The organism is Herbaspirillum sp. 1130, assembly GCF_017833835.1.
GTDB classification, from domain to species: domain Bacteria; phylum Pseudomonadota; class Gammaproteobacteria; order Burkholderiales; family Burkholderiaceae_D; genus Herbaspirillum; species Herbaspirillum huttiense.
On the sequence record NZ_JAFICQ010000003.1, the window covers coordinates 738,764 to 764,706 of the forward strand.

The 25,943-nt window shown below is 58.3% G+C and carries 26 protein-coding genes and 2 tRNA genes; 21 read left to right on the top strand and 7 right to left on the bottom strand.

What is annotated here, in order from left to right; translation table 11 throughout:
• The first annotated feature begins 13 nt into the window (after nucleotides 1–13).
• The 4 genes from JOD78_RS16960 (at nucleotide 14) to JOD78_RS16975 (ending at nucleotide 4,181) form a co-directional block, all read left to right on the top strand.
• Entirely contained in the window at nucleotides 14–1,504 is a 1,491-nt protein-coding gene (locus JOD78_RS16960; RefSeq protein WP_039786695.1) for an NADH-quinone oxidoreductase subunit M, read from the top strand.
• A gap of 155 nt (nucleotides 1,505–1,659) precedes the next feature.
• Entirely contained in the window at nucleotides 1,660–3,168 is a 1,509-nt protein-coding gene (nuoN, locus tag JOD78_RS16965; protein ID WP_121039205.1) for an NADH-quinone oxidoreductase subunit NuoN, read from the top strand.
• Nucleotides 3,169–3,180: 12 nt separating this feature from the next.
• Nucleotides 3,181–3,495 carry a DUF2818 family protein gene (locus tag JOD78_RS16970; RefSeq protein ID WP_121039208.1) on the top strand — a complete coding sequence of 105 codons (315 nt, stop codon included), beginning with the start codon at nucleotides 3,181–3,183 and terminating at the stop codon, nucleotides 3,493–3,495.
• A gap of 110 nt (nucleotides 3,496–3,605) precedes the next feature.
• A complete protein-coding gene (locus tag JOD78_RS16975; protein ID WP_121039211.1) occupies nucleotides 3,606–4,181 on the top strand; it encodes an NUDIX hydrolase in 576 nt (191 codons plus the stop codon).
• Between the two features lie 79 nt (nucleotides 4,182–4,260).
• Here JOD78_RS16975 and JOD78_RS16980 read toward each other — a convergent pair whose 3' ends face one another.
• Nucleotides 4,261–5,937 carry an electron transfer flavoprotein-ubiquinone oxidoreductase gene (locus JOD78_RS16980; RefSeq protein WP_209568389.1) on the bottom strand — a complete coding sequence of 559 codons (1,677 nt, stop codon included), beginning with the start codon at nucleotides 5,935–5,937 and terminating at the stop codon, nucleotides 4,261–4,263.
• A 432-nt stretch (nucleotides 5,938–6,369) separates the two neighbouring features.
• Here JOD78_RS16980 and JOD78_RS16985 point away from each other — a divergent pair, with 432 nt between their 5' ends.
• The 6 genes from JOD78_RS16985 to JOD78_RS17010 all read left to right on the top strand — a co-directional run bounded on the left by JOD78_RS16985 (nucleotide 6,370) and on the right by JOD78_RS17010 (nucleotide 12,915).
• Entirely contained in the window at nucleotides 6,370–6,795 is a 426-nt protein-coding gene (locus JOD78_RS16985) for an acyl-CoA thioesterase (RefSeq protein WP_034337696.1), read from the top strand.
• Between the two features lie 156 nt (nucleotides 6,796–6,951).
• The gene (locus tag JOD78_RS16990) at nucleotides 6,952–8,103 is read left to right on the top strand and encodes an ABC transporter substrate-binding protein (protein WP_034337699.1); all 1,152 of its coding nucleotides are present in this window, start codon (nucleotides 6,952–6,954) and stop codon (nucleotides 8,101–8,103) included.
• Between the two features lie 176 nt (nucleotides 8,104–8,279).
• Nucleotides 8,280–9,170: a branched-chain amino acid ABC transporter permease gene (locus tag JOD78_RS16995; protein WP_039786681.1), complete on the top strand. Its 891-nt coding sequence runs from the start codon at nucleotides 8,280–8,282 to the stop codon at nucleotides 9,168–9,170.
• A gap of 4 nt (nucleotides 9,171–9,174) precedes the next feature.
• Nucleotides 9,175–11,142 carry a branched-chain amino acid ABC transporter ATP-binding protein/permease gene (locus tag JOD78_RS17000; RefSeq protein ID WP_209568387.1) on the top strand — a complete coding sequence of 656 codons (1,968 nt, stop codon included), beginning with the start codon at nucleotides 9,175–9,177 and terminating at the stop codon, nucleotides 11,140–11,142.
• 2 nt (nucleotides 11,143–11,144) lie between these two features.
• Entirely contained in the window at nucleotides 11,145–11,873 is a 729-nt protein-coding gene (locus JOD78_RS17005; protein ID WP_034330243.1) for an ABC transporter ATP-binding protein, read from the top strand.
• 235 nt (nucleotides 11,874–12,108) lie between these two features.
• Nucleotides 12,109–12,915, top strand: coding sequence for an alpha/beta fold hydrolase (locus JOD78_RS17010; protein WP_134135088.1), 807 nt, complete (start codon nucleotides 12,109–12,111; stop codon nucleotides 12,913–12,915).
• Nucleotides 12,916–12,972: 57 nt separating this feature from the next.
• On the opposite strand, the gene JOD78_RS17015 is transcribed toward JOD78_RS17010, so the two are convergent.
• The gene (locus tag JOD78_RS17015) at nucleotides 12,973–13,167 is read right to left on the bottom strand and encodes a hypothetical protein (RefSeq protein WP_034330238.1); all 195 of its coding nucleotides are present in this window, start codon (nucleotides 13,165–13,167) and stop codon (nucleotides 12,973–12,975) included.
• A gap of 56 nt (nucleotides 13,168–13,223) precedes the next feature.
• Here JOD78_RS17015 and JOD78_RS17020 point away from each other — a divergent pair, with 56 nt between their 5' ends.
• Both JOD78_RS17020 and JOD78_RS17025 read left to right on the top strand, forming a co-directional pair.
• The gene (locus JOD78_RS17020) at nucleotides 13,224–13,706 is read left to right on the top strand and encodes an XRE family transcriptional regulator (RefSeq protein ID WP_227022613.1); all 483 of its coding nucleotides are present in this window, start codon (nucleotides 13,224–13,226) and stop codon (nucleotides 13,704–13,706) included.
• Nucleotides 13,707–13,753: 47 nt separating this feature from the next.
• Nucleotides 13,754–14,026, top strand: a complete 273-nt coding sequence (locus JOD78_RS17025) for a hypothetical protein (RefSeq protein WP_134040160.1) — start codon at nucleotides 13,754–13,756, stop codon at nucleotides 14,024–14,026.
• Here the strand turns inward: JOD78_RS17025 and JOD78_RS17030 are convergent.
• Nucleotides 13,993–15,606, bottom strand: a complete 1,614-nt coding sequence (locus JOD78_RS17030) for a hypothetical protein (RefSeq protein ID WP_209568385.1) — start codon at nucleotides 15,604–15,606, stop codon at nucleotides 13,993–13,995. The genes JOD78_RS17025 and JOD78_RS17030 overlap by 34 nt on opposite strands.
• A 280-nt stretch (nucleotides 15,607–15,886) precedes the next feature.
• On the opposite strand from JOD78_RS17030, the gene JOD78_RS17035 reads away from it, so the two are divergent.
• From JOD78_RS17035 to JOD78_RS17060, 6 genes are all read left to right on the top strand, one after another.
• Nucleotides 15,887–17,053, top strand: coding sequence for a DegT/DnrJ/EryC1/StrS family aminotransferase (locus JOD78_RS17035; RefSeq protein WP_245202162.1), 1,167 nt, complete (start codon nucleotides 15,887–15,889; stop codon nucleotides 17,051–17,053).
• A complete protein-coding gene (locus tag JOD78_RS17040; RefSeq protein ID WP_134135092.1) occupies nucleotides 17,053–17,997 on the top strand; it encodes a glycosyltransferase family 2 protein in 945 nt (314 codons plus the stop codon). Before JOD78_RS17035 ends, JOD78_RS17040 begins: the two co-directional genes overlap by 1 nt.
• 12 nt (nucleotides 17,998–18,009) lie before the next feature.
• Nucleotides 18,010–18,945 (top strand): WxcM-like domain-containing protein, encoded by a 936-nt coding sequence (locus JOD78_RS17045; protein ID WP_121039238.1) that lies wholly within the window; start codon nucleotides 18,010–18,012, stop codon nucleotides 18,943–18,945.
• Entirely contained in the window at nucleotides 18,942–19,322 is a 381-nt protein-coding gene (locus JOD78_RS17050) for a GtrA family protein (protein ID WP_209568384.1), read from the top strand. The genes JOD78_RS17045 and JOD78_RS17050 overlap by 4 nt, the downstream gene beginning before the upstream one ends.
• Before the next feature lie 107 nt (nucleotides 19,323–19,429).
• Nucleotides 19,430–20,917, top strand: coding sequence for a hypothetical protein (locus tag JOD78_RS17055; protein ID WP_121039241.1), 1,488 nt, complete (start codon nucleotides 19,430–19,432; stop codon nucleotides 20,915–20,917).
• Nucleotides 20,918–20,971: 54 nt separating this feature from the next.
• Nucleotides 20,972–22,336 (top strand): hypothetical protein, encoded by a 1,365-nt coding sequence (locus JOD78_RS17060; protein ID WP_121039244.1) that lies wholly within the window; start codon nucleotides 20,972–20,974, stop codon nucleotides 22,334–22,336.
• A gap of 220 nt (nucleotides 22,337–22,556) precedes the next feature.
• Here JOD78_RS17060 and JOD78_RS17065 read toward each other — a convergent pair.
• The 3 genes from JOD78_RS17065 to JOD78_RS17075 all read right to left on the bottom strand — a co-directional run bounded on the left by JOD78_RS17065 (nucleotide 22,557) and on the right by JOD78_RS17075 (nucleotide 23,758).
• A tRNA-Lys gene (locus JOD78_RS17065) sits at nucleotides 22,557–22,632 on the bottom strand.
• Nucleotides 22,633–22,704: 72 nt separating this feature from the next.
• Nucleotides 22,705–22,780, bottom strand: a tRNA-Lys gene (locus JOD78_RS17070).
• A gap of 153 nt (nucleotides 22,781–22,933) precedes the next feature.
• A complete protein-coding gene (locus JOD78_RS17075; protein WP_100245612.1) occupies nucleotides 22,934–23,758 on the bottom strand; it encodes a spermidine synthase in 825 nt (274 codons plus the stop codon).
• Nucleotides 23,759–23,936: 178 nt separating this feature from the next.
• Here JOD78_RS17075 and JOD78_RS17080 point away from each other — a divergent pair, with 178 nt between their 5' ends.
• The 3 genes from JOD78_RS17080 to JOD78_RS17090 are packed head-to-tail and all read left to right on the top strand — an operon-like array spanning nucleotide 23,937 to nucleotide 25,181.
• The gene (locus JOD78_RS17080; protein ID WP_209568382.1) at nucleotides 23,937–24,752 is read left to right on the top strand and encodes a MetQ/NlpA family ABC transporter substrate-binding protein; all 816 of its coding nucleotides are present in this window, start codon (nucleotides 23,937–23,939) and stop codon (nucleotides 24,750–24,752) included.
• Nucleotides 24,753–24,774: 22 nt separating this feature from the next.
• The gene (locus tag JOD78_RS17085) at nucleotides 24,775–25,008 is read left to right on the top strand and encodes a hypothetical protein (RefSeq protein ID WP_209568749.1); all 234 of its coding nucleotides are present in this window, start codon (nucleotides 24,775–24,777) and stop codon (nucleotides 25,006–25,008) included.
• A complete protein-coding gene (locus JOD78_RS17090; RefSeq protein ID WP_209568380.1) occupies nucleotides 25,005–25,181 on the top strand; it encodes a hypothetical protein in 177 nt (58 codons plus the stop codon). Before JOD78_RS17085 ends, JOD78_RS17090 begins: the two co-directional genes overlap by 4 nt.
• 120 nt (nucleotides 25,182–25,301) lie before the next feature.
• Here the strand turns inward: JOD78_RS17090 and JOD78_RS17095 are convergent, their stop codons facing one another.
• Complete coding sequence (locus tag JOD78_RS17095; RefSeq protein WP_348534269.1) at nucleotides 25,302–25,907, bottom strand: DNA-deoxyinosine glycosylase; 606 nt, start codon at nucleotides 25,905–25,907, stop codon at nucleotides 25,302–25,304.
• Between the last annotated feature and the right edge of the window lie 36 nt (nucleotides 25,908–25,943).

A 25,943-nucleotide genomic window follows, 5' to 3' on the forward strand; every position in this document is an offset into this window, starting at 1 on the left:
GTAAATAACAACCATGATGCAGTCAACATTTCCCATCTTGAGCCTCGCGATCTGGGTACCGATCGTCTTCGGCATCCTCGTCCTGGCACTGGGCCGCGACAGCAATCCGGGCCTGACCCGCTGGCTGGCGCTGTTCGGGTCGCTGGTCGGCCTGGTCGTTACTTTCCCGCTGATCCAGCACTTCGATCCGCTGGCGCACGGTTACCAGTTCGTCGAAAAGACGCCCTGGATCGACCGCTTCAGCATCAGCTACTTCCTCGGGCTGGACGGCATCTCGCTGTGGTTCGTGCCGCTGACCGCCTTCATCACGGTCATCGTGGTGCTGGCCGGCTGGGTGGTGATCCAGAAGCGCGTGGCCCAGTACATGGGTGCCTTCCTGATCCTCTCCGGCATCATGATCGGCGTGTTCTCCTCGCTGGATGCGATGCTGTTCTACGCCTTCTTCGAAGCGACCCTGATCCCGATGTTCATCATCGTGGGCGTCTGGGGCGGCGACAACCGCGTGTATGCAGCCTTCAAGCTGTTCCTGTACACGCTGCTGGGTTCGCTGCTGATGCTCATCGCCCTGATCTACCTGTACTACGTGTCGGGCGGCAGCTTCGAGATCCCGACCTGGCATCAGGTGCCGCTGTCGATGATGGAACAGAAGATCCTGTTCTTCGCCTTCCTGGCCGCTTTCGCGGTGAAGGTGCCGATGTGGCCGGTGCACACCTGGCTGCCTGACGCCCACGTGCAGGCACCGACCGGTGGCTCCATCGTGCTGGCTGCGATCATGCTGAAGCTGGGTGCTTACGGTTTCCTGCGCTTCTCGCTGCCGATTCTTCCGGACGCCAGCCATGCGCTGTCGGGCTTCATGATCTTCCTGTCGCTGGTGGCCGTGATTTACATCGGTCTGGTAGCCCTGGTCCAGCAGGATATGAAGAAACTGGTCGCCTACTCATCGATCGCCCACATGGGCTTCGTCACCCTGGGCTTCTTCATGTTCAACGACATGGCAGTGCAGGGCGGTATCGTGCAGATGATCTCGCACGGTTTCGTCTCCGGCGCGATGTTCATGTGTATCGGCGTGCTGTATGACCAGATGCACACCCGTGAGATTTCGCAGTACGGCGGTGTGGTCAACAAGATGCCGCGCTTCGCCTTCTTCTTCATCCTGTTCTCGCTGGCCAACTGCGGCCTGCCGGCCACTTCCGGTTTCGTCGGCGAATTCATGGTGATCCTGGGTGCAGTGAAGTTCAATTTCTGGATTGGCCTCCTGGCCGCCACCGCCCTGATCCTGGGCGCGGCGTACTCGCTGTGGCTGGCCAAGCGCGTGATCTTCGGTGCCGTGACCAACCATCACGTGGCTGAACTGGTGGATGTGAATGGCCGCGAGTTCTTCATCTTGGGCCTGCTGGCGATCGCTACCCTGGTCATGGGTATTTATCCCGGCATCATCACCGACAGCATCCAGACCTCGGTGACCGACCTGCTGAAGCACGTGGCGGTCTCCAAGATCAACTGATCTGCGCAGAAGAAGTGAAGGGCGGGGCGCTCGCGTCCCGCCGACAACCAAGCTGGGCAACAACGAGTAACGAGACGAGCCGGTGTGGCATTGCCGGTCGGGCGGCGCGATCAAGGTCGCGACACAAGCGGGCGTACACAAGCGGTAGTAACTAAATGAATAACATGAATCTGATCCCTGTCTATCCGGAAATATTTCTGCTGATCGCGACTTCCGCGATCCTGCTGATCGATATGTTCCTGCCGGAAAGCAAGCGCGTCATCACCTATCTGCTGTCCCTGGCAGCGCTGGTGGTGTGTGCGGTACTGACCTTTGCCGACCTCAACACGGGCGCTACGGTCTACACGTTCAACAACATGTTCGTGTCCGATCCGCTGGCCAACCTGTTGAAGCTGTTCACCTACCTGGGTGTGGGCGTCACGCTCATCTACTCGCGCCAGTACAACACTGCTCGCGGCATCACCGGTGGTCCCCTGGGCGGCGAATATTACGCCCTGGCGCTGTTCGCGCTGCTGGGCCAGATGGTCATGATCTCCGGCAACAGCTTCCTGTCCATCTACCTGGGCCTGGAACTGATGTCGCTGTCGCTGTACGCCCTGGTGGCCCTGCGCCGTGACCACGCCGCTTCGACCGAAGCCGGCATGAAGTACTTCATCCTGGGCGCACTGGCCTCCGGCTTCCTGCTGTACGGCATGTCGATGCTGTACGGTGCGACCGGCGGTGCACTGGAGCTGAACGAAGTCTTCCGCGCCATCGTCTCCGGTACCGTTGACCGCACCCCGCTGGTGTTCGGCATCGTGTTCGTGGTGGCTGGCCTGGCCTTCAAGCTGGGTGCCGTGCCCTTCCACATGTGGGTGCCTGACGTCTACCAAGGTTCGCCCACCCCGGTGACCTTGCTGCTGGGTGCCGCACCGAAGCTGGCGACCTTCGCCATCACCTTCCGTCTGCTGGTCGAAGGCATGCTGCCGCTGGCCGTGGACTGGCAGCAGATGCTGATGGTGCTGGCCGTGCTGTCCATCATCCTGGGCAACGTCACCGCTATCGCACAGACCAACATCAAGCGCATGCTGGCCTACTCGACCATCTCGCACATGGGCTTCATGCTCTTGGGCATGCTGTCGGGCGTGGTAGACGGCAACCTGTTCTCGGCCGTCAACGCCTACAGCTCTTCGCTGTTCTACGCGGTGACCTATGTGATCACTACCCTGGGTTCCTTCGGCGTCATCATCCTGCTGTCGCGCTCGGGCTTCGAAGCTGACACCCTGGACGACTTCAAGGGCCTGAACCAGCGTAGCCCGTGGTTCGCCGCCGTGATGATGATCATGATGTTCTCGCTGGCCGGTATTCCCCCGCTGGTGGGCTTCTACGCCAAGCTGTCGGTGCTGCAGGCCGCCATGGCCACTGGCCAGATCTGGCTGCCGGTGCTGGCCGTGGTCTTCTCGCTGATCGGTGCCTTCTACTACATCCGCGTGGTCAAGGTGATGTATTTCGACGAGCCCACCGACACCAGCAAGATCGTCGCTACGCCTGAAATGCGTGTCGTGCTGAGCTTGAACGGTATCGCCGCCCTGGCCATCGGCCTGTGGCCGGGGCACCTGATGGATGCCTGCACCAACGCCATCGTCAGCACCCTGGCGACCTTCCTCAGCAAGGTCGTGGCGTAAGGAAACAGGGAAATGAACGTTTCCCTGTTCAGCTGGATCGTCATCCTGTTGGCCGCCCTGGCGGCCAATTTGCCTTTCTTCAACCAGCAATTGTTCGGCCTGATTCCGCTGAACAAGGACGCCGCCTGGGTCAAGCCGATCTGGCTGCGGCTGCTGGAACTGGTGGTGCTGTATTTCCTGGTCGGCGTCGCTGCCCATCTGCTGGAAAGCGGCATCGGCAACGTCTTTTCGCAGGGCTGGGAATTCTATGCCATCACCGCTTGTCTGTTCCTGGTGCTGGCCTATCCTGGCTATGTGATGCGATACCTGCGCAAGCAGCACGCCTGAAGCAGCCTGCAAGAGGCGTCGGTCACTGACTGACGCCTTTTTTCTTGGTGCGTGCCGGTCGGGCGCGGCCGGTCGTTTTTCTTCTCCAACCTCATCCCCTCGCACATATCATGGACGCCCATCTCAAAGAGACGCAGAAAGACACTCGCCAGGTTTACGACGGCCATTTCCTCAAGGTCCAAAAGGACACCATCGTGCTCCCGGACGGCAAGGAAACCAGCCGCGAATACATCAAGCACCCCGGTGCAGTCACGGTGCTGCCACTGTTCGAGGACGGCAGCGTGTTGATGGAGCGCCAGTTCCGCTATCCGCTGCACCGGGTCTTCATCGAATTCCCGGCCGGGAAGATCGATCCGGGCGAGGATACGCTGGACTGCGCCAAGCGTGAACTGAAGGAAGAGACCGGTTATACCGCCACCGAATGGCAGTACGTGTGCACCATTCACAATGCCATCGCCTATTCGGATGAACATCTGGTGCTGTATCTGGCGCGTGGCTTGAAAGAGGGCGAGCGGGAGTTGGATGAAGGTGAATTCCTCGACATCTACAAGGCCCCGTTGGCCGAGCTGCTGGAACAGGTACGCAATGGCCAGATCACGGATGTGAAGACCGTGATCGGGGTGTTCTGGCTGGAGAAGATAATCAATGGCAGCTGGACCCCGCCCGAACGCCCGGCCGGCATCTGAGAACTGTGCTGACCCAACGAAAAAAGCCGCATCCCTGACAAGGATGCGGCTTTCGTTTTTGCGAGACAGGGAAGGGCGCTTACATGCCCGAGTAGTTCGGCCCGCCGCCGCCTTCCGGGGTGACCCACACGATATTCTGTGTCGGGTCCTTGATGTCGCAGGTCTTGCAGTGCACGCAGTTCTGCGCGTTGATCTGCAGGCGATCGGAATTGTCCTCGTTCTTGACGAATTCATACACCCCGGCCGGGCAGTAGCGCGATTCCGGGCCGGCGTACTTGGCCAGATTCACCTGCACCGGAACATTCTTGTCCTTCAGCGTCAGGTGCGCGGGCTGGTCTTCACCGTGGTTGGTATTGGAGATGAAGACCGAAGACAGGCGGTCAAAGGTCAGCTTGCCATCCGGCTTGGGATAGGCGATCGGCGCGAAGTCCGAAGCCGGGCGCAGGCATTCGTGGTCGGCGTGGGTATGGCGCAGCGTCCACGGCGCCTTGCCCCCGAAGAGCACCTGGTCGATGCCGACCAGCAGGGTACCGGTGATCAATCCCTTGCTCATCGACGGCTTGAAATTGCGTGCCTTGTGCAGTTCTTCCTTCAGCCAGGAAGCCTCGAAGGCTGCCGGGTAAGCCGCCAGCTCATCGGACTGGCGGTTCTCGCCCAGCGCCGCGAAGGCGGCATCTGCGGCCAGCATGCCGCTCTTGATGGCGGCATGGCTGCCCTTGATGCGCGAGGCATTGAGGAAGCCCGCATCGCAACCCAGCAGGGCGCCACCGGGGAAGACCAGCTTGGGCAGCGATTGCACGCCACCGGCCGTGATGGCACGTGCGCCGTAAGAGATGCGCTTGCCGCCTTCGAAGAACTTGCGGATCTCCGGATGGGTCTTGTAGCGCTGGAATTCCTCGAAGGGCGAAAGATACGGATTCTGGTAGGCCAGTCCTACGACGTAGCCGACGGCGACCTGGTTGTTTTCCAGGTGATACAGGAAGGAGCCGCCGTAGGTGTCATTAGCCAGCGGCCAGCCGGCGGTGTGAACCACCAGGCCGGGCTGGTGCACTTCGGGCTTCACTTCCCACAGTTCCTTGATGCCGATGGCGTAGGTCTGCGGATCGCGTCCGGCATCGAGCTTGTACTTGGCGATCAACTGCTTGCCCAGGTGGCCGCGCGCCCCTTCGGCGAAGAAGGTGTATTTCGCGTGCAGCTCCATGCCCAGCTGGAAGTCTCCGGTGGGTTCGCCTTCCTTGTTGATGCCCAGGTTGCCGGTCGCCACGCCCTTGACCGAGCCGTCCTCGTGATACAGCACTTCGGCCGCCGGGAAGCCGGGGAAGATCTCCACGCCCAGCGCCTCGGCCTGCTGGCCCAGCCAGCGGGTGACATTGGACAGCGAGATCACGTAGTTGCCATGATTCTGGAAGCAGGTCGGCAGCAGCCAGTTGGGGGTCTTGTAGGCCTTGTTCTCGGAGAGGAACAGGAAGCGGTCCTCGGTCACCGGCATGTTCAGGGGCGCGCCTTGTTCCTTCCAGTCGGGGATCAGTTCGGTCAATGCACGCGGGTCCATCACCGCGCCGGAGAGGATGTGGGCACCGACCTCGCTGCCTTTTTCCAGCACGCAGACCGAGACTTCCCGGTTCTGTTGCGCAGCCAGCTGCTTGAGGCGAATCGCTGCCGACAAACCAGCGGGCCCGCCGCCGATGACGACGACGTCATATTCCATCGATTCGCGAGGGCCGTATTGTGCGAGCAAGTCTTGAGAAGAAGTCATGGGTGTCCCGTGTTATGTGAACTGCCTGTTTTTCGAACGATCGTGCTATTGTTAAGTATTTTTCGAAGGAACGCTAGAGGGAACGGCCATTTCGCTGTTTTTTTATTCAACTTCTAGCGTTCATATCTGAAACAATGCACTGCAAGCGGACTGTCCTGCGGGAAAATCGCCCCGCGCCGGAAGCTTGCCGGAGGTGCCGTATTTTATGGGATTTTCTGCGCGAGGCTCATACCGTATTGGCGTGACCTGATAACCCTGTGTTATGCGCGGTCGCTGCGGTGAGGGCGCGTTGGCGAGCAGGGTGACTCGGTAGTGAAGCAGAAAGCCCCAGCGGATGCGGGGCACGGCTGCGTCGTAAATGCGACAGATCTCGCGCGTCGCGCATGAAAAAAATTACATTCATTGATGAATCAAACCGGAAAAGGACCCACGATGAGCAGTCACGAAGCCGCCGCCACCAAGCCTCTGTACGTCTCGCAGCAACGCATTCGCTGGGGCGACATGGACGCCTTCGGCCACGTCAACAACACGCTCTATTTCCGCTTCATGGAGCAGTGCCGCATCGAGTGGCTGGAAGAGGTGTTCGGGCCCACCATCGCAGGCGAGGAGGGCCCGGTGATCGTCAATGCGCACTGCAATTTCCGCCGCCAGATGAAGTATCCCGCCAGCATCCTGGTGCAGATGGGCGCGGGGCACCTGGGGCGCACGAGTGTGGAAACTACGTATGTCATCCGCGACGCTGCCGATGAACAGATCATTTATGCTGACGGTGCCGCAAAAATCGTCTGGGTCGATTTCAAGAAAGAGAAATCCACTGCACTGCCTGAGAAGCTGCGACAGCTCCTGACAAGCCTGTAAGTTTGGCGCAAGGAAACTGGGACAGAATCGGCCCGACACTCCCGCAAGCATTCGCCACAGAGCGAAGGGGAGCGGAGAATTCGTTCACACGGAGCGGGTTCCAAAAGCGCTACGCCCGCTCGCGTGCTAGCCAACAATTACATTCTGGAGGATGACATGAGCTACAAGACCCAAGCCTTTGTTGCCGCTGCCCTGATGAGCCTGGCGCTCACTTCGCAGGCTGCGGATCCGATCAAGATCGGCGTTTCCGGCCCTTACACCGGTGGCTCTGCCCCGATGGGCGTGTCCATGCGTGATGGCGTCAAGCTGGCCGTGGCCGAGATCAATGCCGCTGGCGGCGTGCTGGGCCGGCAGATCCAGCTGGTCGAGCGCGACGATGAAGCCAAGAACGAACGCGGCGTGCAGATCGCCCAGGAACTGATCAACAAGGAAAAGGTGGTTGCCACCGTCGGTTTCATCAACACCGGCGTGGCCCTGGCCTCGCAGCGCTTCTACCAGGAAGCCAAGATCCCGGTGATCAACAACGTGGCGACCGGCACCGTGATCACCAAGCAGTTCGAGAAGGAAAAGGACAACTACATCTTCCGCACCTCGGCCGCTGACAAGATCCAGGCCAAGATGATCGCCGATGAAGCGGTCGACAAGCAGAAGTTCACCAAGGTCGCCATCCTGGCCGACTCCACCAACTACGGCCAGCTCGGCCGTGAAGACCTGGAAAAAGTGCTGGCCGACAAGAAGGTCACCCCGGTGGCCGTCGAAAAGTACAACATCAAGGACGTGGACATGACAGCCCAGCTGCTCAAGTCCAAGCAGGGCGGCGCGCAAGCCGTGCTGACCTACGGCATCGGCCCGGAACTGGCGCAGATCGCCAACGGCATGGAAAAGCTGAACTGGCAAGTGCCCATCATCGGCAGCTGGCCGCTGTCGATGGGCAACTTCATCGACAACTCCGGCAAGAACGGCAACGGTGCCCGCATGCCGCAAACCTTCATCCAGGACGGCAACACGCCCAAGCGCAAGGCCTTCATCGAGGCTTACCAGAAGGCCTACAAGGTTGACCGCATGCCTTCGGCCGTCTCGGCTGCCCAGGGCTATGACTCCATCCTGCTGCTGGCCGCTGCCATCAAGCAGGCTGGCACCACTGATGGCGACAAGGTTCGCGCCGCGCTGGAAAACCTGAACACCAAGGTCGAAGGCGTGGTGACCACTTATGACAAGCCGTTCACCCATGACGATCACGAAGCCATCAAGCCTGGCATGGTCGTGATGGGCGAGGTCAAGAACGGCCGCGTCATCCTCGGCAAATAAGAACCGACTCGCTTCACTTCACGTAACGCAGTCGAAGAGGCCAGTCCTTGCGATCCGGGGGCTGGCCTTTTTCACACGATCTGTTGACGAATTTCTAACGGCGCCGGGGGCGGTCGCCGCGGGATCGTTGCAGCTCTACGCCGCCACCCGGCGGTAGCCGCTTCTTGGGAAATACAATGGACATCCTCTTACAACTGGTCTTCTCCGGGATCGCGCTGGGCATGATCTATGCCGTGATCGCCTTCGGTTACCAACTGACCTTTGCCACGTCCGGCACGCTCAATTTCGGCCAGGGTGAAGCCCTGATGCTGGGCGCGCTGGTCGGGCTCTCCGTGGTAGGCAACATCCACGGCGGGCCTTATCTCAACTACTGGCTGATGATCCCCATCGTGCTGGTCTTCGGTGCCCTGCAGGGCATGTTCGTGGAATGGATCGGCGTGCGTCCGGCCATCAAGATCAAGTCCGAATTCGGCTGGATCATGTCCACCATCGCGCTGGCCATCATCTTCAAGAACGTCGCCGAGAACATCTGGGGCAAGGACGACCTGCCGTTCCCGTCGCCCATCTCCGGCACACCCTTCCAGGTCTTCGGTGCCAACGTGCAGCCGATGCAGGTGCTGGTGGTGATCGGTGCCTTGCTCATCATGGCGGCGGTCGAATTGTTCAATCGCAAGTCGATCTACGGCAAGGCCGTAGTGGCCACCTCCAACGACCGCGATGCGGCGGGGTTGATGGGCATCAATACCAGCATGGTGATCACTTTTTCATATGCCCTGTCTTCGGCCACCGCCGCCTTCGCTGGCGTGCTGGTGGCGCCGCTGACGCTGACCGGCGCCACCATGGGCGCGGCACTGGGGCTGAAAGCCTTCGCGGTGGCCATCATTGGTGGCCTGACCTCGGGCATGGGCGCCATCGTCGGCGGCCTGATCCTCGGCGTGGCTGAAACCGTGACCGGTTTCTATATCTCGACCGGCTACAAGGAAGTACCGGGACTGGTGCTGCTGCTGCTGGTGCTGGCGGTGAAACCTGCGGGCCTCTTCGGCAAAACTGCGATCAAGAAGGTCTGACACCATGAACAAGAAAATCCTGCTGCTGTCCTTGCTGGGCATCGCCGCGCTGGGCGGCATTCCCATGGTGGTGCACAACCCGTATTACCTGCACCTGATCGAAACCATCCTCATCTACGCCATCCTGCTGTTCGGGCTCGATATCGTGGTCGGCTACACCGGCCAGGTCTCGCTGGGCCATGCGGGCCTGTTCGGCATCGGCTCCTACGCGGCCGGCGTGTTGTTCTTCAAGCTGGGCCTGCCGATCTTCGTGACGATTCCGGCGGCCATTGCCGTGACTGCCGTCTTCGGTGCCATCCTGGCGCTGCCGGCGCTGCGCGTGACCGGTCCTTACCTGGCCATGGTGACGCTGGCCTTCGGGACCATCATCCAGATCCTGATCAACGAGATGACCTTCCTCACCGAAGGCCCGCTCGGGATCAAGGTCGCCAAGCCGATGCTGGGTGGCGAGAAGATGAACGAAGTGCAGTTCTTCTACTTGGTGGCGATCCTGATGGTGATCTCCATGCTGGTGGTGCATCGCATCCTCAAGTCCAACCTGGGCCGTGCCTTCCAGGCGTTGCGCGACAGTCCGATCGCCTCGGACTGCATGGGCGTGTCGGTGTATCGCTACAAGGTCTATGCCTTCATCATCAGTGCGGCGCTGGCCGGGTTGTCGGGCGCTTTGTATGCGTATTCGGAAGAGTACATCTCGCCCAATACCTACAACTTCGAACTGACCATCCTGTTCCTGCTGGCGGTGATCATGGGTGGCCGCAAGTCGCGCATCGGTTCGCTGATCGGCGCATTGATCGTGGTGATGCTGCCCAGCCTGCTGTCGGACATCGCGCTGTTCCGCCAGATCGCCACCGTATTGGCCGTGATCGTGGTGATCGGCGCCGGCGTGCAGCTGGCCAAGGGGACCAAGACCGCGCGCGGCATCGCGGTGCCGGTGGTGGCGACCATCGCCATGGCCGCCTTCTCCTACAAGCTGGAAAACATCACCGACTGGCGCCTGACCATCTTCGGTCTGATGACGCTGTTCGTCGTGTATTACCTGCAGGACGGCATCGTCGGCTTCTGCCGCAACCTGTTCGGCCGCATGCTGACCAAGCACGTGCCCGTGGCCCAGCAGATCGCCGGTGACAAGGAGCGCGCCGTCATCACCACCGACTCCGTCAAGGACGAGGGCGCAACGCTGCTGAAGGTCAACCAGATCCTGATGCAGTTCGGTGGCCTGAAGGCCTTGAACCGGGTTGACCTGGATGTGCGTAAAGGCACCGTGCACGGCCTGATCGGCCCGAACGGCTCGGGCAAGAGCACCATGATGAACGTGTTGACCGGCATCTATCGTCCTACCGATGGCGTGGTGGAATACGACGGTCGCCCGATCTCCGGCAATACGCCTTCGACCATCGCCCTGGGCGGCGTGGCGCGCACTTTCCAGAACGTGCAGCTGTTCGGTGAAATGACGGCCACTGAAAACGTGCTGGTGGGCCTGCACCACACCTTCAACAGCAACGTGGTCGACGTGATGGTCAATACGCCGCGCTACGTGCGCGAAGAGCAAGCCGCACGGGAACGCGCCGCTGCGATCCTGGAATTTGTCGGCTTGGCCAACCTGGCCAACGAGGAGGCGCGCAACCTGCCCTACGGCAAGCAGCGCCTGCTGGAAATCGGCCGTGCGCTGGGCCTGAACCCCAGCCTGCTGCTGCTCGATGAACCGGCCGCTGGCCTGACGGCACCGGACATCAAGGAGCTCGTCGCCATCATCCGCAAGATCCGCGAAGCCGGCATCACCATCATCCTGATCGAACACCACATGGACGTGGTCATGTCGATCTGCGATACCGTCACCGTGCTCGACTTCGGCCAGAAGATCGCCGAAGGCAAGCCGGCCCAGGTCCAGGCTGACCCCAAGGTCATCGAAGCCTACCTCGGCAGTGGCGCAGGCGATGCCCACGACAACCCACCCAGCCCCGCGGGAGCCTGAACATGCTGACCATTTCCAATCTGCACGCCGCTTACGGCAAGGTCGAGGTGCTGCATGGCATTTCGATGGACGTCCCCAAGGGCAAGGTGGTGACCCTGATCGGTTCCAACGGTGCCGGCAAGACCACCACCATGCGCGCCATTTCCGGCATGATCAAACCGAAGGGCGGGGAAGTCACGCTCGGCGGCAAGAACATCACCGGCCTGGACTCGCACCGCATCGCGCGCTACGGCCTGGCGCATTCGCCGGAAGGCCGGCGCGTCTTCGCCACCATGAGCGTGACCGACAACCTGCTGCTGGGCGCTTTCCCGCGCTTTACGCGGGCCCGCCCCAAGGGCGATATCGCGCACGACCTGGAACGCGCCCTGGAGCTGTTCCCGCGCCTGAAGGAGCGGCAGACGCAGCTGGCCGGTACCCTGTCGGGTGGCGAGCAGCAGATGCTGGCCATGGCGCGCGCGGTGATGTTGAACCCCGAAGTGATCCTGCTGGACGAGCCTTCGATGGGGCTGGCGCCGATCCTGGTGGATGAGGTCTTCCGCATCATCGTGCGGCTCAAGGAGCAGGGCGTGACCATGCTGCTGGTGGAGCAGTTCGCCGCTGCCGCGCTCAATGTTGCGGACTACGGCTATGTGTTGGAGAATGGCAAGATCTCCGTACACGGACCCGCCGACAAGCTGCAGAACGACCCGGCGGTCAAGGCCGCCTATCTGGGCGGCGGTGCGCATCACTGAGGGCTGCAAGCGAGCAGCATCAGCCATGCGCCTGGCGTGATACTGGGGCTCGCACGTCGCGCAAGCTGATAGCGTGTCCGGTATATTGCGGGGGAGCCATACCCCCTTGAAGGCTGATTCAGGCGCACCCCCCGGTGCGCCTTTTTATTTGCCGTTTGCCCCTTTAGGTGCCGTGTGCAGGTAGGGGGGGCGGCGGCCGGACGCAATGCGTCAGTACCCAAGCAGAGGAGCGAGCATGTCCGAACGGCAGGACGCGTATATCGAGACCGAGGGCGGAACCCTGTATGCCAGCGTGTGGGGCGGTTCGCCCGAGGCACGCACGCCGATTGTGCTGTTGCACGACTCGCTGGGGTCGGTCGCCTTGTGGCGCGACTTTCCTGCCCGGCTGGCGGCGCAGACCGGACTTCCCGTCATTGCCTATGATCGGGCCGGCTTCGGACAGTCCTCGGCGAGGACGGATGGACTGGCGCTGGATTTCATCTCTGCTGAAGCGCCCACGTCGCTGTCCGCGGTCCTGCAGCATTTCGCAGTGGACAAGGTGATCCTGTTTGGCCACAGCGTCGGCGGTGGCATGGCCGTGTCGGCGGCGGCACAGTGGCCGCAGCGAGTGCTGGCCGTCATCACCGAATCGGCACAAGCCTTCGTGGAGGAGCGGACCTTGCAGGGCATTCAGGAGGCGCGAACCCGCTTTGCCGATCCGGTACAACTCGCGCGCCTGGCGAAGTACCACGGCAACGACCTGCAACAGGCGCGCTGGGTGCTCTCGGCGTGGATCGACACTTGGCTCTCGCCGTCCTTTGCGCACTGGTCGCTGGCCCCCATGCTGGAGCGGCTGCGCTGTCCGGTGCTGGCGCTGCATGGCGATCTGGATGAGTTTGGCAGTCTCACGCATCCGCGCATGATTGCCAGCCTGCCCGCAGCGTTCCCGGGGCAGGGCGAGTCGCGGCTGCTGGCGCAATGTGGCCATGTCCCGCACCGCGAGCAAGCGGATCAGGTGATGCAGGCAGCCAGGGAGTTCCTGCTGCGCCACGGCCTCATCTGACCCGTTCAGCCGCGCCGTTCATCGTCATCCTGGTCAAGCGAATGCGTGTGCGCGATCTCAGTCGACAGGATGCTGGCGGCGATACGTCTGCAGTCCCAGCAAATACATCGTGCGAATGAAAAGAGCGCGCGAGCGGTAGGTTTGTTGTGCCAACAGGTCAGCTTCCTCGAATTCCGCCTCATTTAATCGAAAATTCACCAGACGCGTCGTTCCTTTTGCGGGCTTGCGTTCGTTTTGTTGCTTGGGTGCCATAAGATGTCTCCTCGCTGTTGAGCTGAAAGCAACATTCTAGGAGAGGTCCTTTTCATATGTCATCGAATAAGAGTGAATTTTTGACAGTACTTGGCGATCGCCTTGCGCAAGAGCGTGGCCGCTGCGGTCATACCCAGAAATCGGTAGCGGACCAGCTCGATATCACGGCACGTACCCAAATCAAGTACGAGATCGGCGAGACCGCGCCGGACGCTTATTACCTGCACGGCCTGGGGGAGATCGGGATCGATATTACCTATGTGCTGACCGGTGTGCGCGGCAGTACGCCGACCCAGCAGGAGAGCGAGCTGATTGCCTGCTATCGCGCCGTGGATCCGGTGCTGCGCAGTTCCCTGGTTCAGCTCTTGTCGGGCTTGTCGCAGATGGCCAAGACGGGGAAGAAGAAGCGCGATCTGCCAGCAGCGACCGAGGCCAGGCGTATCCGGCCAGGACGGCAGCGCAAGGTCAATGCGATAGCGGCGGACAGCGCAGCTGCTTCGGAGTTGACACCGGTCGTAAGCGGGTATGGCAAGGAGTGAGCCAGTTCTTTCGAAGGGGCAGTCGGCAGGGCAGGACGTGCAAGACAATGAGCCTGAACGCCAGGGGCGCGATCCTTTCGAGGGCTGATACAACAACTTCACACAATGCCGCAGAAACGAAAAAGCACCACGATCGGCTGTGGTGCTTTTCATTGTTGGGACCATTCGTTTTCAATGACTACTCAGCAAACCGGCTGATGCTTTTCCTGCGCATGAACTTGTGGAGTTTGTGCGGTGCGCAGGATGCGATGGTTATCGGCACGGTAGTGCTGCTTTGGGTCCGAGATCACGACTTGGAGCGAACGTTGCAACGGCGTTGACTGACTTCTACATCACCATATTTATGAACTGAGATTTCTTGCAGATCTCCGTGCAGATGCTCCTCGCAATATTTGGCCAGAAGATCGAAATAGGGTGCAATGGCAATGAACTTCATGCCTGATTCACTCGCAAGCAGATCTGGAACGCCTTGGCGCTTGCTCTGATCAACAAAGGTGTTCATGTAAGGGGCCTGAGCCAACCCGCCCAGGCTGTACAGCCTGAAAGGCATGTCAGCCTTGTGTCGTCCCAAGAATGGATAGGCTGCTTGAAACGGGAAGCTGCTGGCCCAATTGACGACGGTCGTGGAGGGGAATTCGGTCAAATCTTTTTGGATCCGGGCAACGGTTGACTTTGCGGTATTGGCTTCGATGCAAAGGTTGATGGTGTAAGGGATGAGCACTACAGCCAGCCCGATTATCGCCATGCGTGCACGGCGTGGGGGCACGGGGCCAATCAGGAATGGAGCCGTCAACAGCAGGCCTGCCAAAGGAATATAAACGTGCAAGATCCCCGGTCGGCCCATCAGACCCAATGTGAAAATCCCGGCCAAAAAGATGATCCAGCTGATGAATACCCGACGGCTGGGCAGGACAAACAACATGAACAACGCGGCCAGCATCGGAGCAATCAACTCCTTGTTCCAGAGAAATCTGATTCCAGTCATCGCGTTTGACAAGGAGTTGGCTTGCGTTGGCAAGGGACCCAGTTCGGCCAGCATTTGCTTGAGCTTGTTCACGTCGAGAATATTGAGATCGACGAAGAACCAGTTGATCAGCAAGTCAATATCATTGGTTGAGTAACCATGAGCTTGCAGGATGGCTGGATGCTGCCTGAGCAGAGCACCTGCACCGAAATCGACAATGGGAGAGATAACTTTGCTGGTTTCATTGAATGTCGCCCAACTGGCCGCTTGGTAGGCTTGGTAGTCGACAAGCGCGGCGATCAGAACGGCCGCAAAAAAGGCCCCGATCACGAATTTGGCAACTCGGTCCTGGATCAGGTTGCGCCATGGAACGAGAGGTGCCGAAACCAGCAGTACAAACAACACTTCGCGGCTGCGTATCAGGTAACCGGTAAACAGTAGCACCGCGCCCAGCAAGAGGATCGCTCTGCTGCGCTCCCGAATGAAGACCAACAGGCAAATGACGCCCGCAATACCGAGCAGGCCGGCGTTGATCGTGAATTGCGGGAAAAGCACAGGACGCACGAACAGGAACGCCGCAATCAGCGTACATAAGGTGATGCTCGTCTTCAGCTCACGCAATCCGTAGATCGTCGTCGCCGTGACCACGAATAGCACCCCGATCATGGCAACAGAATAGCCGTCAAGGCCATCGATTGATGGTATTGCTCTGACGAAATGCCCCCAGAGCACATTGGAAAATACAATATTGGGTGAGCCGAATGCAGCAATTCCGTAGCCATGGGCGATCATGGCCATGCCGGCGTCATCGTTACCCCAGTAGGCACCGAAACCTGCAAGCAATACGAAAACCAAGCCGCCGGCAATCAGCAGCGAGCAAAATATGGATAGAAGCCGGGATTGGCCCTGATCATGCGTCGGGGAAACATTTTTCATTATTGTCCGATCGAAATCCGCGAGTTATCAGTCGCTTCACTGCAAGAGAGTGAGCCTTATAAGGGGGGCGCTGAATTATACTTGTCATCTACGAGACATTGTCAAAACGCAAGAAGAGGCGGGAATTCCAAAGCTTCTCAAACCGTGCCGGGGGAAAGTCACTCATTTTTCTTGTCTTGCCTGCGAATTCTTCGCCAGAGCAAGGCGTTGGCAATGGCCAACAGACAATTTTTATTCATCACAGTGATGACGCGATAGAATTCGGCTGGCGTCAGCCCAGATGAAGACTTATCTATGCATGTTTGCGCGGATGAGCAAACATTCATTTTTTGGACAACGAATGAAACCGCTAAAAGCAATCAACGATTTATTCCGGCACAACGAGCCGCTTGAGCCTGAAATCAGCAAGGTTTTCCAGGATTTTTTGGCACGTGGCTGGTATGTGCTGGGGGCAGAGGTCACTGCGTTCGAGCGAGAGTTCGCCGCATATTGCGGAACGGAGTATGCACTCGGTGTGGCCAACGGCACTGACGCCCTGGAGCTGGCGCTGCGGACGGCAGGCGTTGAGGCGGGCGACCGCGTTGCCTTGGTCGCCAACGCGGGGGGCTATGGCACCTTTGCCGTCAATGCGATAGGGGCCGTACCCGTTTATGTCGATGTGGATGCTTTCAGTTTGAATATGGACGTCCTGGCTTTGGAACGCGCACTGCAGGCCTCCAGCATCAGTGCCATCATCGTGACCCACTTGTATGGGCGGTTGGCCAACATCGAAGAAATTTCGCGCCTCGCAAGAGACCAGGGTGTCAAGCTCATCGAAGATTGCGCACAGGCGCACGGCGCTGTGCGAGATGGAAAAAAAGCAGGATCATGGGGTGATCTGGCGACGTTCAGTTTCTACCCGACCAAAAATCTCGGTGCGTTGGGTGACGGTGGTGCCTTGACCATGAACGCCCCGGATGTCGCGGAACGCGCCAAGCAACTGCGGCAGTACGGTTGGACACAAAAGTATCGTTCCACGGTGATCGGTGGCAGAAATAGTCGTCTGGACGAAGTACAGGCAGCTATCCTCAGAGTCAAACTGCCGTATCTTGACCGTTGGAATGCCCGCCGCAGGGCCATTTTTGATTTGTACGGCAAGCTTCTCCGTCATCCGCAGATCACGCTGCCGGCTCCTTGCGGCCCGGATCATGTTGGCCACTTGTATGTCATCCGCTGCGGACAGCGCGATTCCCTGTCAGCGCATTTGCGCACGATGCAGGTGCCCCATGATATTCATTTTCCCGTGCCCGATCATCGCCAGGAAATGTTCAACGGACGCTTCGCCGCTGATATTCTTCCCGTTACCGAGTCCGCGTGCAATGAAGTGTTGACCTTGCCGTGCTTCCCTGAAATGACTGACGAAGAAGTGGAATGGGTATCGCAGCACGTCAATCAGTGGGAAGCGTGATGTTTTCACTCATTATTCCGGTATATAAAAACGAAAAATCGATTCCAGAACTGGTGAAAGTTGTCGATTCATTGAACCGACAACTGGATGGCAAGATGGAAGTGGTATTTGTCGTCGACGGCAGTCCTGATCGCTCTGCTGAACTGCTGCAATCCCTTTTGCCTTCGCAAATTTTTGCATCCCAGCTGATTCTGCTTTCGCGCAATTTCGGCTCCTTTTCGGCGATCCGGGTGGGCTTGCAAAAAGCCTCTGGGGAATATTTTGCCGTCATGGCAGCCGACCTGCAGGAGCCGCCCGAGCTGGTGTTGCAGTTCTTCGAGATCATGCGTGGCGACGAGTTTGATGTGGTTGTCGGCACCAGGGAGGGGCGGGCTGATCCACTGCGCAATCGGCTGTCTGCCAACCTTTTCTGGTCGATTTATCGCAAGTTCGTGGTTTCGCAAATGCCGGCCGGGGGAGTGGATGTGTTTGGATGCAACCGCGCATTCAGGGATTGTTTGCTCTCATGCGAAGAATCGAACACATCACTGATCGCATTGCTGTTCTGGCTGGGCTTCAGGCGCAAGGAGATTTCTTACAGCCGGCGCGAACGGTCGCACGGTGTATCGGCATGGACGTTGTCCAAAAAAATCAACTATCTGATGGACAGCATCTTCGCGTTTACCGATTTGCCCATCAAGCTGTTGCTGGCACTGGGCGTCGCCGGACTTGCGGTATCGATTCCACTGGGGTTGGTGGTCCTGTTTGCACGGATATCGGGTTTTCTGCATGTCCCGGGCTACGCAACCACGGTGCTGATCGTGCTCTTCTTTGGCGGAGCCAATACACTGGGCCTTGGGCTGGTCGGCTCATACGCCTGGCGCGCTTACGAAAATACCAAGCGGCGTCCACTGGCCATCGTTTTGCGTGATCTGAAATTCCCTGCCGGTCCGCTCCAAAAATAAAAGGAATTACTGATGTCATTTTATGTGCACCCGAATGCGTTGTGCGAGTCTGCTCAAATCGGAGAAAACACCAGGATCTGGGCATTTGCACACATCCTTCCGCAGGCTGTCATTGGTAGCGACTGCAATATCTGCGACGGTGTATTCGTTGAAAACGATGTGGTGGTGGGCGACAGGGTCACCATCAAATGCGGCGTACAGTTATGGGATGGCGTCCATCTGGAGAACGATGTCTTCGTCGGTCCGAATGTGACATTTACCAATGATCTCAGGCCCCGAAGCAAGCAGTATCCTGCGTCTTTCGAGAAGACGCTGGTCTGCGAAGGTGCCTCCATCGGGGCCAATGCGACCATCTTGCCCGGGCTGGTCATTGGACGATCGGCAATGATTGGCGCAGGTGCAGTCGTTACACAGTCCGTTCCCCCCTACGCGATCGTGGTAGGCAACCCTGCCCGTATTACTGGTTACGCCAATTCGGTCGAGGAGGTTACGTCAAGCGACAGCGGCGGCGTCGTCAGCAAAGGCCCGGTGACGCCAACCAACGTCAAAGGCGTCACGCTGCACCGATTCAATCATGTCAAGGATCTGCGTGGCGACTTGTCGGTCGGGGAGTTTGAGCGGGAAATCCCATTTGTTCCCAAACGTTATTTTCTGGTATTTGATGTTCCCAGCGAAAAGACGCGTGGCGAACATGCGCACAAGTCATGTCATCAATTTCTGATTTGTGTGCGTGGACGATGTGCCGTCGTGGCCGATGACGGTACCTCCCGCCAGGAGGTGATGCTGGATTCGCCTGCTACCGGGGTCTATCTGCCGCCCATGACCTGGGGCATACAGTACAAGTACTCTGAAGATGCCATCCTGCTCGTGTTCGCTTCCGATTATTACGATGCGTCGGATTACATCCGTGACTACGACGAATTCCTCGCTTTGCTCAGCAACGGATGATGCGTTTTTCCGCACTCAGGCAGAACCGGTTTCTCCGTTTCCTCTTCACTGGCGGGCTCAACACGCTTGCGACTTATGTCTTGTATCTCGTGTTGAAGTTGGTCATTGCTTATCAAGTGGCCTATTTTGTTTCTTACGTATGCGGGATCGTTTTCGCTTACTTCCTGAGCACGTTATTTGTTTTTGAGAAACCGGTCTCATTGCGGACGTTCGTCAGGTTTCCATTGGTCTACGTTGTCCAATACGGCTTGGGTGCGGTGCTTTTGGCGTTCTTTGTCGAAACGCTGGGTTTGTCGCCAAGTGTTTCTCCCTTGCTGGTGATCATTCTCACATTGCCAGTCAGCTTCCTGCTTAGCCGAAGCATCCTGAAGCGTTGAGAGCTGATGCGGCATTCACTGTTGAACTGTCTGATGGCAGCTTCATCGTGATATGCCGTTGGGCTGATTCCACATGAAAAAAGAGCAGCAACGTCTGCGGGGGGATAATGAGCCGATTTCACGAGGGTAGACGTTTTGCGTCGCTGCATTGCCGTCGATGCGCGGCGATCCATGAAGCACTGGATCGCCATCAAGAGTGGTGGGCATTTGCGCTCGCGGCCATCTTGTTCCTGTTCCTTCATTGGAGCATGAATGTCAGGGTTTTCCCCTACGATGCAGGAGAATATTGGGCGCTTGCGAATCCGTCCACTTTCTTTGATTTTCCTGCGACAACGCGTGGATACTTCTGGCCTCTGCTTTTGCTGCCGGCAAGATGGTTTCAACATATTGGCGCGGAGGCTGCCCTCCCGGCGTTTCGCATCCTGACTTCGTTGGTGTATGGCTTTGCGCTGACAATCATTCTCCCAGCGTTCTACATCCGTATCGTCGGTGGCCGGGTGAATTTCTACAGGCGAATGGTCGTGCCTGTTCTGGTCGCACTCTTGTTTCCCGGTGTGATCGTTTATCCGCTGGCGGATTTGCCCGCCATTCTCTTGCTCTTCGGCGGGCTCAGCTGGCTGGTGTTTGCAACATCGAAAAATCAATTCGGCAAACGCAAGTTGTTTAGCCTGGTGATGGCCGGCATGATGATAGGTGCGGCTTACAACACACGTACCATCTATCTGTTTTCCATGTTGTGTGTCGTTGTGGCCATTCCCTTTGCGTTCTTCCGCCACGAGGGAATGAAAACCAAGGCCTGGATGCTCTCTGCATTTTTTATCGGCGTGAGTCTGGTGAGCTTGCCGCAGGCGCTGGTCAATCTGCATTCCAAGAAAACCTTCACACCGATGGTGTTGACCGATAACGGCGGCAAGTCATTGTTTGCGCTGCAGCTGATGTGGGGGATCACCTTGCAGCGCTATGAAACGGTAATCGATCCTTCTGTTACACCATCGCGTTTTTATGTTGACCCGGCGGGGCGGCGCATTGCCGAGCTGGAAATGATTGCCAAGGACAAGATTGCGTTGAGCAACTACTTCGCGATTGTCCGAAAGTATCCTGTCGAGTTTGCAGGGATCTACGTTCGCCACTTTATCAACGGCCTCGATCTTCGCGATGGCGAGGTCTATGTAAGAGATGCGAAGAGCGAAGGGAATATCATTTCCCTCTTGAATTTTTTGGTGGTATTGGCAGCGCTGTACGGTTTTTTTAGCCACCGTCTTCATTGCCGTGCTGCGCCGGACGCGAGTGCCGAAGATGGGATGCTGCCCCATATCACTCAAGAGAAATCACCTTGGATCTGGATTGGAATCATTTTATTGCCGGTAATGGCGATCATTCCGGGCGCGGTCGAGACCCGCTTCTTTTTGCCGCTCCAATTGCTTTTCTATTGCAGTATTGCATTCAATGTCATTCTGCCGGATGCGTGGAAGACAATGCGCTTGCGGAAATGGTTTGTCTGGTCGGTGCTGCTGGTGATGTTGGCGTCCCAAGTCGCGATTACCTCTTCGACCATGGGTACCAGGCAATATGCATCCCCGGACATGTATCGCTGAACTGAAAACGGCGCTTACGGAACGTCAGAACCTTTTGGGAAAAATACAAAATCGATGTTAAACAATTCTGCCAGCAAAATCCTGTTGCTGAAGTCTGCGGCGCTCCTCATGGCGATCGGGTTTGCCTATTTTGCTTTCACTCAGCAATACCGCGCCATTTTCGATCCTTGCAATTGCGCCGATGCCTACGCCTATACAAAAATAGGTCAACTCTATGCCGAGCACGGCTTTGCGCTGCACGAATGGAGCAAGCTACGTCTTTACGCTTATCCCTTGTTCATTGCCGCTGTTGATATCGCGGCCAGCTGGCTTGCAGTTGACCAGGGAATCGCGCTGTTCGCGGTGCAGTTGGCAGTCTATTTTTCGGCGGTGATTCTGTTATCGGGAAACCTGACAAAACTGGTTTCGCTGCGGGTAGGAAATCTGGTTTTCTTTGCTCTGACAGCAAATGTATTTCTTTATCCGTATCTCGCCATTTCTCTGTCCGACGGCATGTCCGTAAGCCTTCTGATCTTTATCGCCGCGTTGATCGTCCACATGCAATCGTCAGGGTTGAGTGCAGCCCGGGTATTCCTGATGGGCGTGCTGCTCGGATTGGGCATCATGGTGCGCCCGGCCAATCTTTATTGGCTGGCCATGCCCGTGGTCTTGCTTGGCTTGTTCGCATGGAGTGAACGTCAAGGTCGCGGGTGGCATCTCCTGCGTTTCGGCGCAGCTTTGCTGCTGGGTTTCTTCCTTGCAGTGCTGCCGCAGATCATCATCAACTATCACTTTTTCGATGAGCTTACGTTCCTTCCGGTCTTCAAGCTTGGTTCGTTTCAGATCAGGTCAGGAATATTGATGATCAAATATGGAACGAACATGACCGGGAACGGACCGCCAGCCATGGTGTACCCGAATATCTGGTTCAATAACGCGGTACCCGACCTGTCCTGGTACTTCCTCCATCCGTGGCTGGGTGTGCGCACGATGTTCTTGCATCTCTTCAGCGCGCTCGATTTCGACTATCTGTTTTGCTACATCTACGACCTGCGTCCGAAATACCGTCCAGTGCTTTTCTTGTATTCCCAAACCGTCTTGTTCTGGGGCGTTGTCGGTTTTTTTGCTGCGGCAAGAGATATCCGTGTCTGGGAGCAACGCGGTGGTACGAAGCCCAGGGCAAGCGTTGTGTTCATGGCGTTGCTTCTTGCGGCAGTATTGGGCTGGTGTGCGGTCACCTCGATTTCCGCCGTTGAAAACAGGTTCTCATTGCCCATGGTTGCGATCTTGCTTCCGCTGGCAGCCTGGGCACTGATCGGACACCGGTGGGAGAACAGACGTAGCTTGATCCTGTGCGGATCGTTGTTCTGCTGCTATCTCATCTTTGCAGCATGGGTGTCTTACACGATTTCGTCACTGGTCGTTTTACCCAATGGTTGATCGGCTTTACGTGCCACAGTCAAGCTGATCGAATCGAATGCTGCAGCCATACGACGCTACGTATGGCTGCCAGATTTCAGCAGGTTGGCCCTTCCTGGGCGAAAAAGATGAGGAGGGTGCCGACGGGGAGATGACTGCAGCTGAATAGCGTGAACCGAGGCGCTGCATTCAGTTCGGCTGGAAAAAGAAAAAGGCCTCGCGAAGCGAGGCCTTTTGAGTTTGGTGGGGCGTCACAGATTCGAACTGTGGACCTACGGATTAAGAGTCCGCTGCTCTACCAGCTGAGCTAACGCCCCGTGGTGTTCCTGAAACGATCAGGCCAACCGGGAAGTGAAAAAGGCCTCGGGTTGAGAGGCCTTTTGAAATTTTGGTGGGGCGTCACAGATTCGAACTGTGGACCTACGGATTAAGAGTCCGCTGCTCTACCAGCTGAGCTAACGCCCCGTTGCTGCACTTCGTTGTTGCCTCAGTGCTGCAAGAGAGAGCGCATTATAGGAGGGAGGTCGGGGTGGTGCAAGCTTTTTTTGAGAAAAGATGAAAATATTTTATCTCTTCGGCGTCCACGCCACGCCTGGCCTCGTTTTTACATCGCTTGCCTTATAACCCCGATTTGATGCCATTGACCCAGGACTTGGCCGGCAGCCTGGTCTGGCTCTCGATGAGTGCCGCACGCGCATACAACTCGGGGAAATCGAACGTCACCGCGCCCTTGAAGGCCAGTGCCACCACGTTGCCGTCATGAACTTCCGGCAGCGACACCACGGTATCGAAGGCATATTCCATGGCCCGCAGGTTCTTGGCATAGCTCGGATGATCGCCAAAGAGATTGACCGTCATCACGCCGCCCGGTGCCAGACTGTCATAGCAGGCCTGGTAAAACTCGGGAGTGTCCAGCACCGGCCCGCGTGCGGTGGCGTCGTAGAGATCGACCTGCAGGGCATCGATGATGCCGTGCGTGGCAGCATGGACGATGAAATCCATGGCATCGCTTTCGATGAGCATCAGCCGTTCGTCCGGCTCGGGCAGCTTGAACATGCTGTGGCAGATGGCGATGACGGCCGGATTCAGCTCCACCGCCGTCACTTGTGCCTGCGGGAATTGCCGGTAGCTGAACTTGGTCAGCGCGCCGGTTCCGAGCCCGAGTTGCACGATATGGCGCGGCGTGCGGTTGAAGAGCATCCAGGCCATCATCTGCTGGGCGTACTCCAGCTCGATCCAGTCGGGCTTGCGAATGCGCATCGCGCCCTGTACCCATTCGGTGCCGAAATGCAGATAACGTACGCCTTCCAGCTCGGAGAGCGTGACCGGGGCATATTTCGGTTTGCGCGGTTTGCTGGCGTCGGCTTCCAACTGGTGACGGCGACGATTGGGGCCGGCCTTGGTATTGGCCTGGGCTTCGATGGATTTTCTTCGGATGAGCATGATATGAATGAAACGGCGCGGCAGCCGGGGAGGCGGCCTGCGGATGCCGAATGATACCTTGCCTTGGGAGCCTGCCAGTGGCCGCTGCACGCTTTGCGCATATCGACATGCGAATTCATTCCTTCTGCCGGGCGCGCGCGTATGTGAGGATGCGGACCTCATCATTTCCGGAGTTACCATGCCATTGGCTGCAATCATCAAGCGCATCGCCGCCGCTGCTGCGCTGACGCTGGTCCTGGCGCCGCACGGCGCCAGCGCACAGGACAAGAACAAGATCAAGGTCGGTATCTCGGTCGGCAGTGCCGAAGCCATCTTCGACGTCGTCAAGAAAGTCGCCGCACGTGACGGCCTGGAGATCCAGACCGTGGTTTTCAGTGACTACCTCCAGCCCAATGCGGCACTGGCCTCCGGCGACCTCGATGCCAATGCCTTCCAGCATCGTCCCTACCTGGAAAGCCAGATTGCAGCACGTGGCTACAAGATCGTGCCGGTCGGCCTGACCATCACGGCCCCGCTGGGCATTTACTCGCGCAAGTTCAAGTCGGTGGACCAACTGCCCAACGGTGCGCAGGTTGGCATCCAGAATGATCCCTCCAACGGCAACCGTGCGCTCCTGCTGCTGCAGAAAGCCGGCCTCATCAAGCTCAAGCCGGGCGTGGGCGAAAACGGCGTCAATGCCACTCCGCTGGACATCATCGACAACCCGCGCAAGCTCAAGCTGATCGAACTGGATGCGGCGCAGCTGCCACGCTCGCTGGACGACCTGGCGGCTGCCTCGATCAACAATGACTACGCCTACAAGGCCGGTCTGTCCCTGCAGAAGGACACCATCGCCGTGGAAGATCCGCGCGGCCGTTACGCCAACATCATCGCCACCCGCGTCGAGGACAAGGACAAGCCCTGGGCCAGGAAGCTGGTGCAGGCCTACCAGTCGGAAGAAGTGCGCAAGTTCATCGAGACCGAGTTCAAGGGATCGCTGGTGCCGGCGTTCTGAATTCCGCCCCAAGCGTTGCTCTGTGCACCGCCCGCCGTGTGGCCGGGCGGTTTTTTTTTGTGCGTTTCCCGTCGGGGTGGTGCGCTGGCGGCCGGTGCTCCATTACACTTGCGCCATGCTCAAGAACCTCATCCTCTGCCTGAAGCTGGCCATCGTCTTCTGCGCCATCGTGTTTTTCGCGAAGGCGTTGCAGTATTTGATCTTCAATGGCGGGTTGTCGGGGGAATTTTATGACTATCTGTTCTTCAGAAAATGAAGCCAAGACAGCCTGGCGACGATCCCAATGGGGAGCTGGTCTCGCACGATTGCTTCAGTAGCCCGATGGAAACGGCTCATCTGTCGCGCTCGCCTGCCAACGTCGCCCATCTGGAGCGCTCGATTGCCCAACTTCGGGCCGCCAAGATCGAGGAAAAGAAGCTGGATGAGTAATAAGCGCTAGTCGAGGAAGCATAGTCAGGGCGCCAGCCTCGCACGACCACCAGTATTGGCAAACGCGGGACAAGAAAGAGGCTCAACCGCATCATTCAGCTGCTTTGCCTGTCGCTATCATTACCTTTGAGGCCCGGCAGGCGACATCGGCGGCGATGATGAGCGCAGTGCGGCCAGCCAGCGCGCACGCTTGTCCTCATACGCCAACGCCGCATGCGCCGGACTGCTCGACGGCAACACCACCACCCGATAGTTTTCCGCCTTGGCGCCCAGTGCCTTGATCCCGATCTTGCCGGCGGTACCGCCATTGAAAGCGATGGTCTCCAATGCCGGCAGCCTGGCGATCAGCGTCAGCAAATCATTGCCGCTGTGATCCCGGATTTCGCTGTCGAGACTGCCGATGCGCCTGGCCTGGGCGATCACGTCCCACAGGCCGATGCGATGCTGCAGCAAGGCGGCAAGCCTGGCGGCATAGTCCATCGCGTAAAGGTCAACCCCGATCACTTCGCCCACCAGTCGCCAGAAGGCATTGCGCGGATGGCCGTAATACTGCCGGATCGCCAGCGAAGCCGTTCCCGGCAGGCTGCCCAGGATCAGGATGCGCGTATCCTGCGCCACTACCGGCGCAAAGCTGGCCAGCAAGGGATCAGTAGTGCCCGTATCGGCAGCGCGGGCGGCATCATGGGCAGACGAAGGGGAGGCGGCAAAGGAGCGGCGAGCAGGCATGTAAATGGCCGGGATGAAAAGAATTTCAGCAAGCTC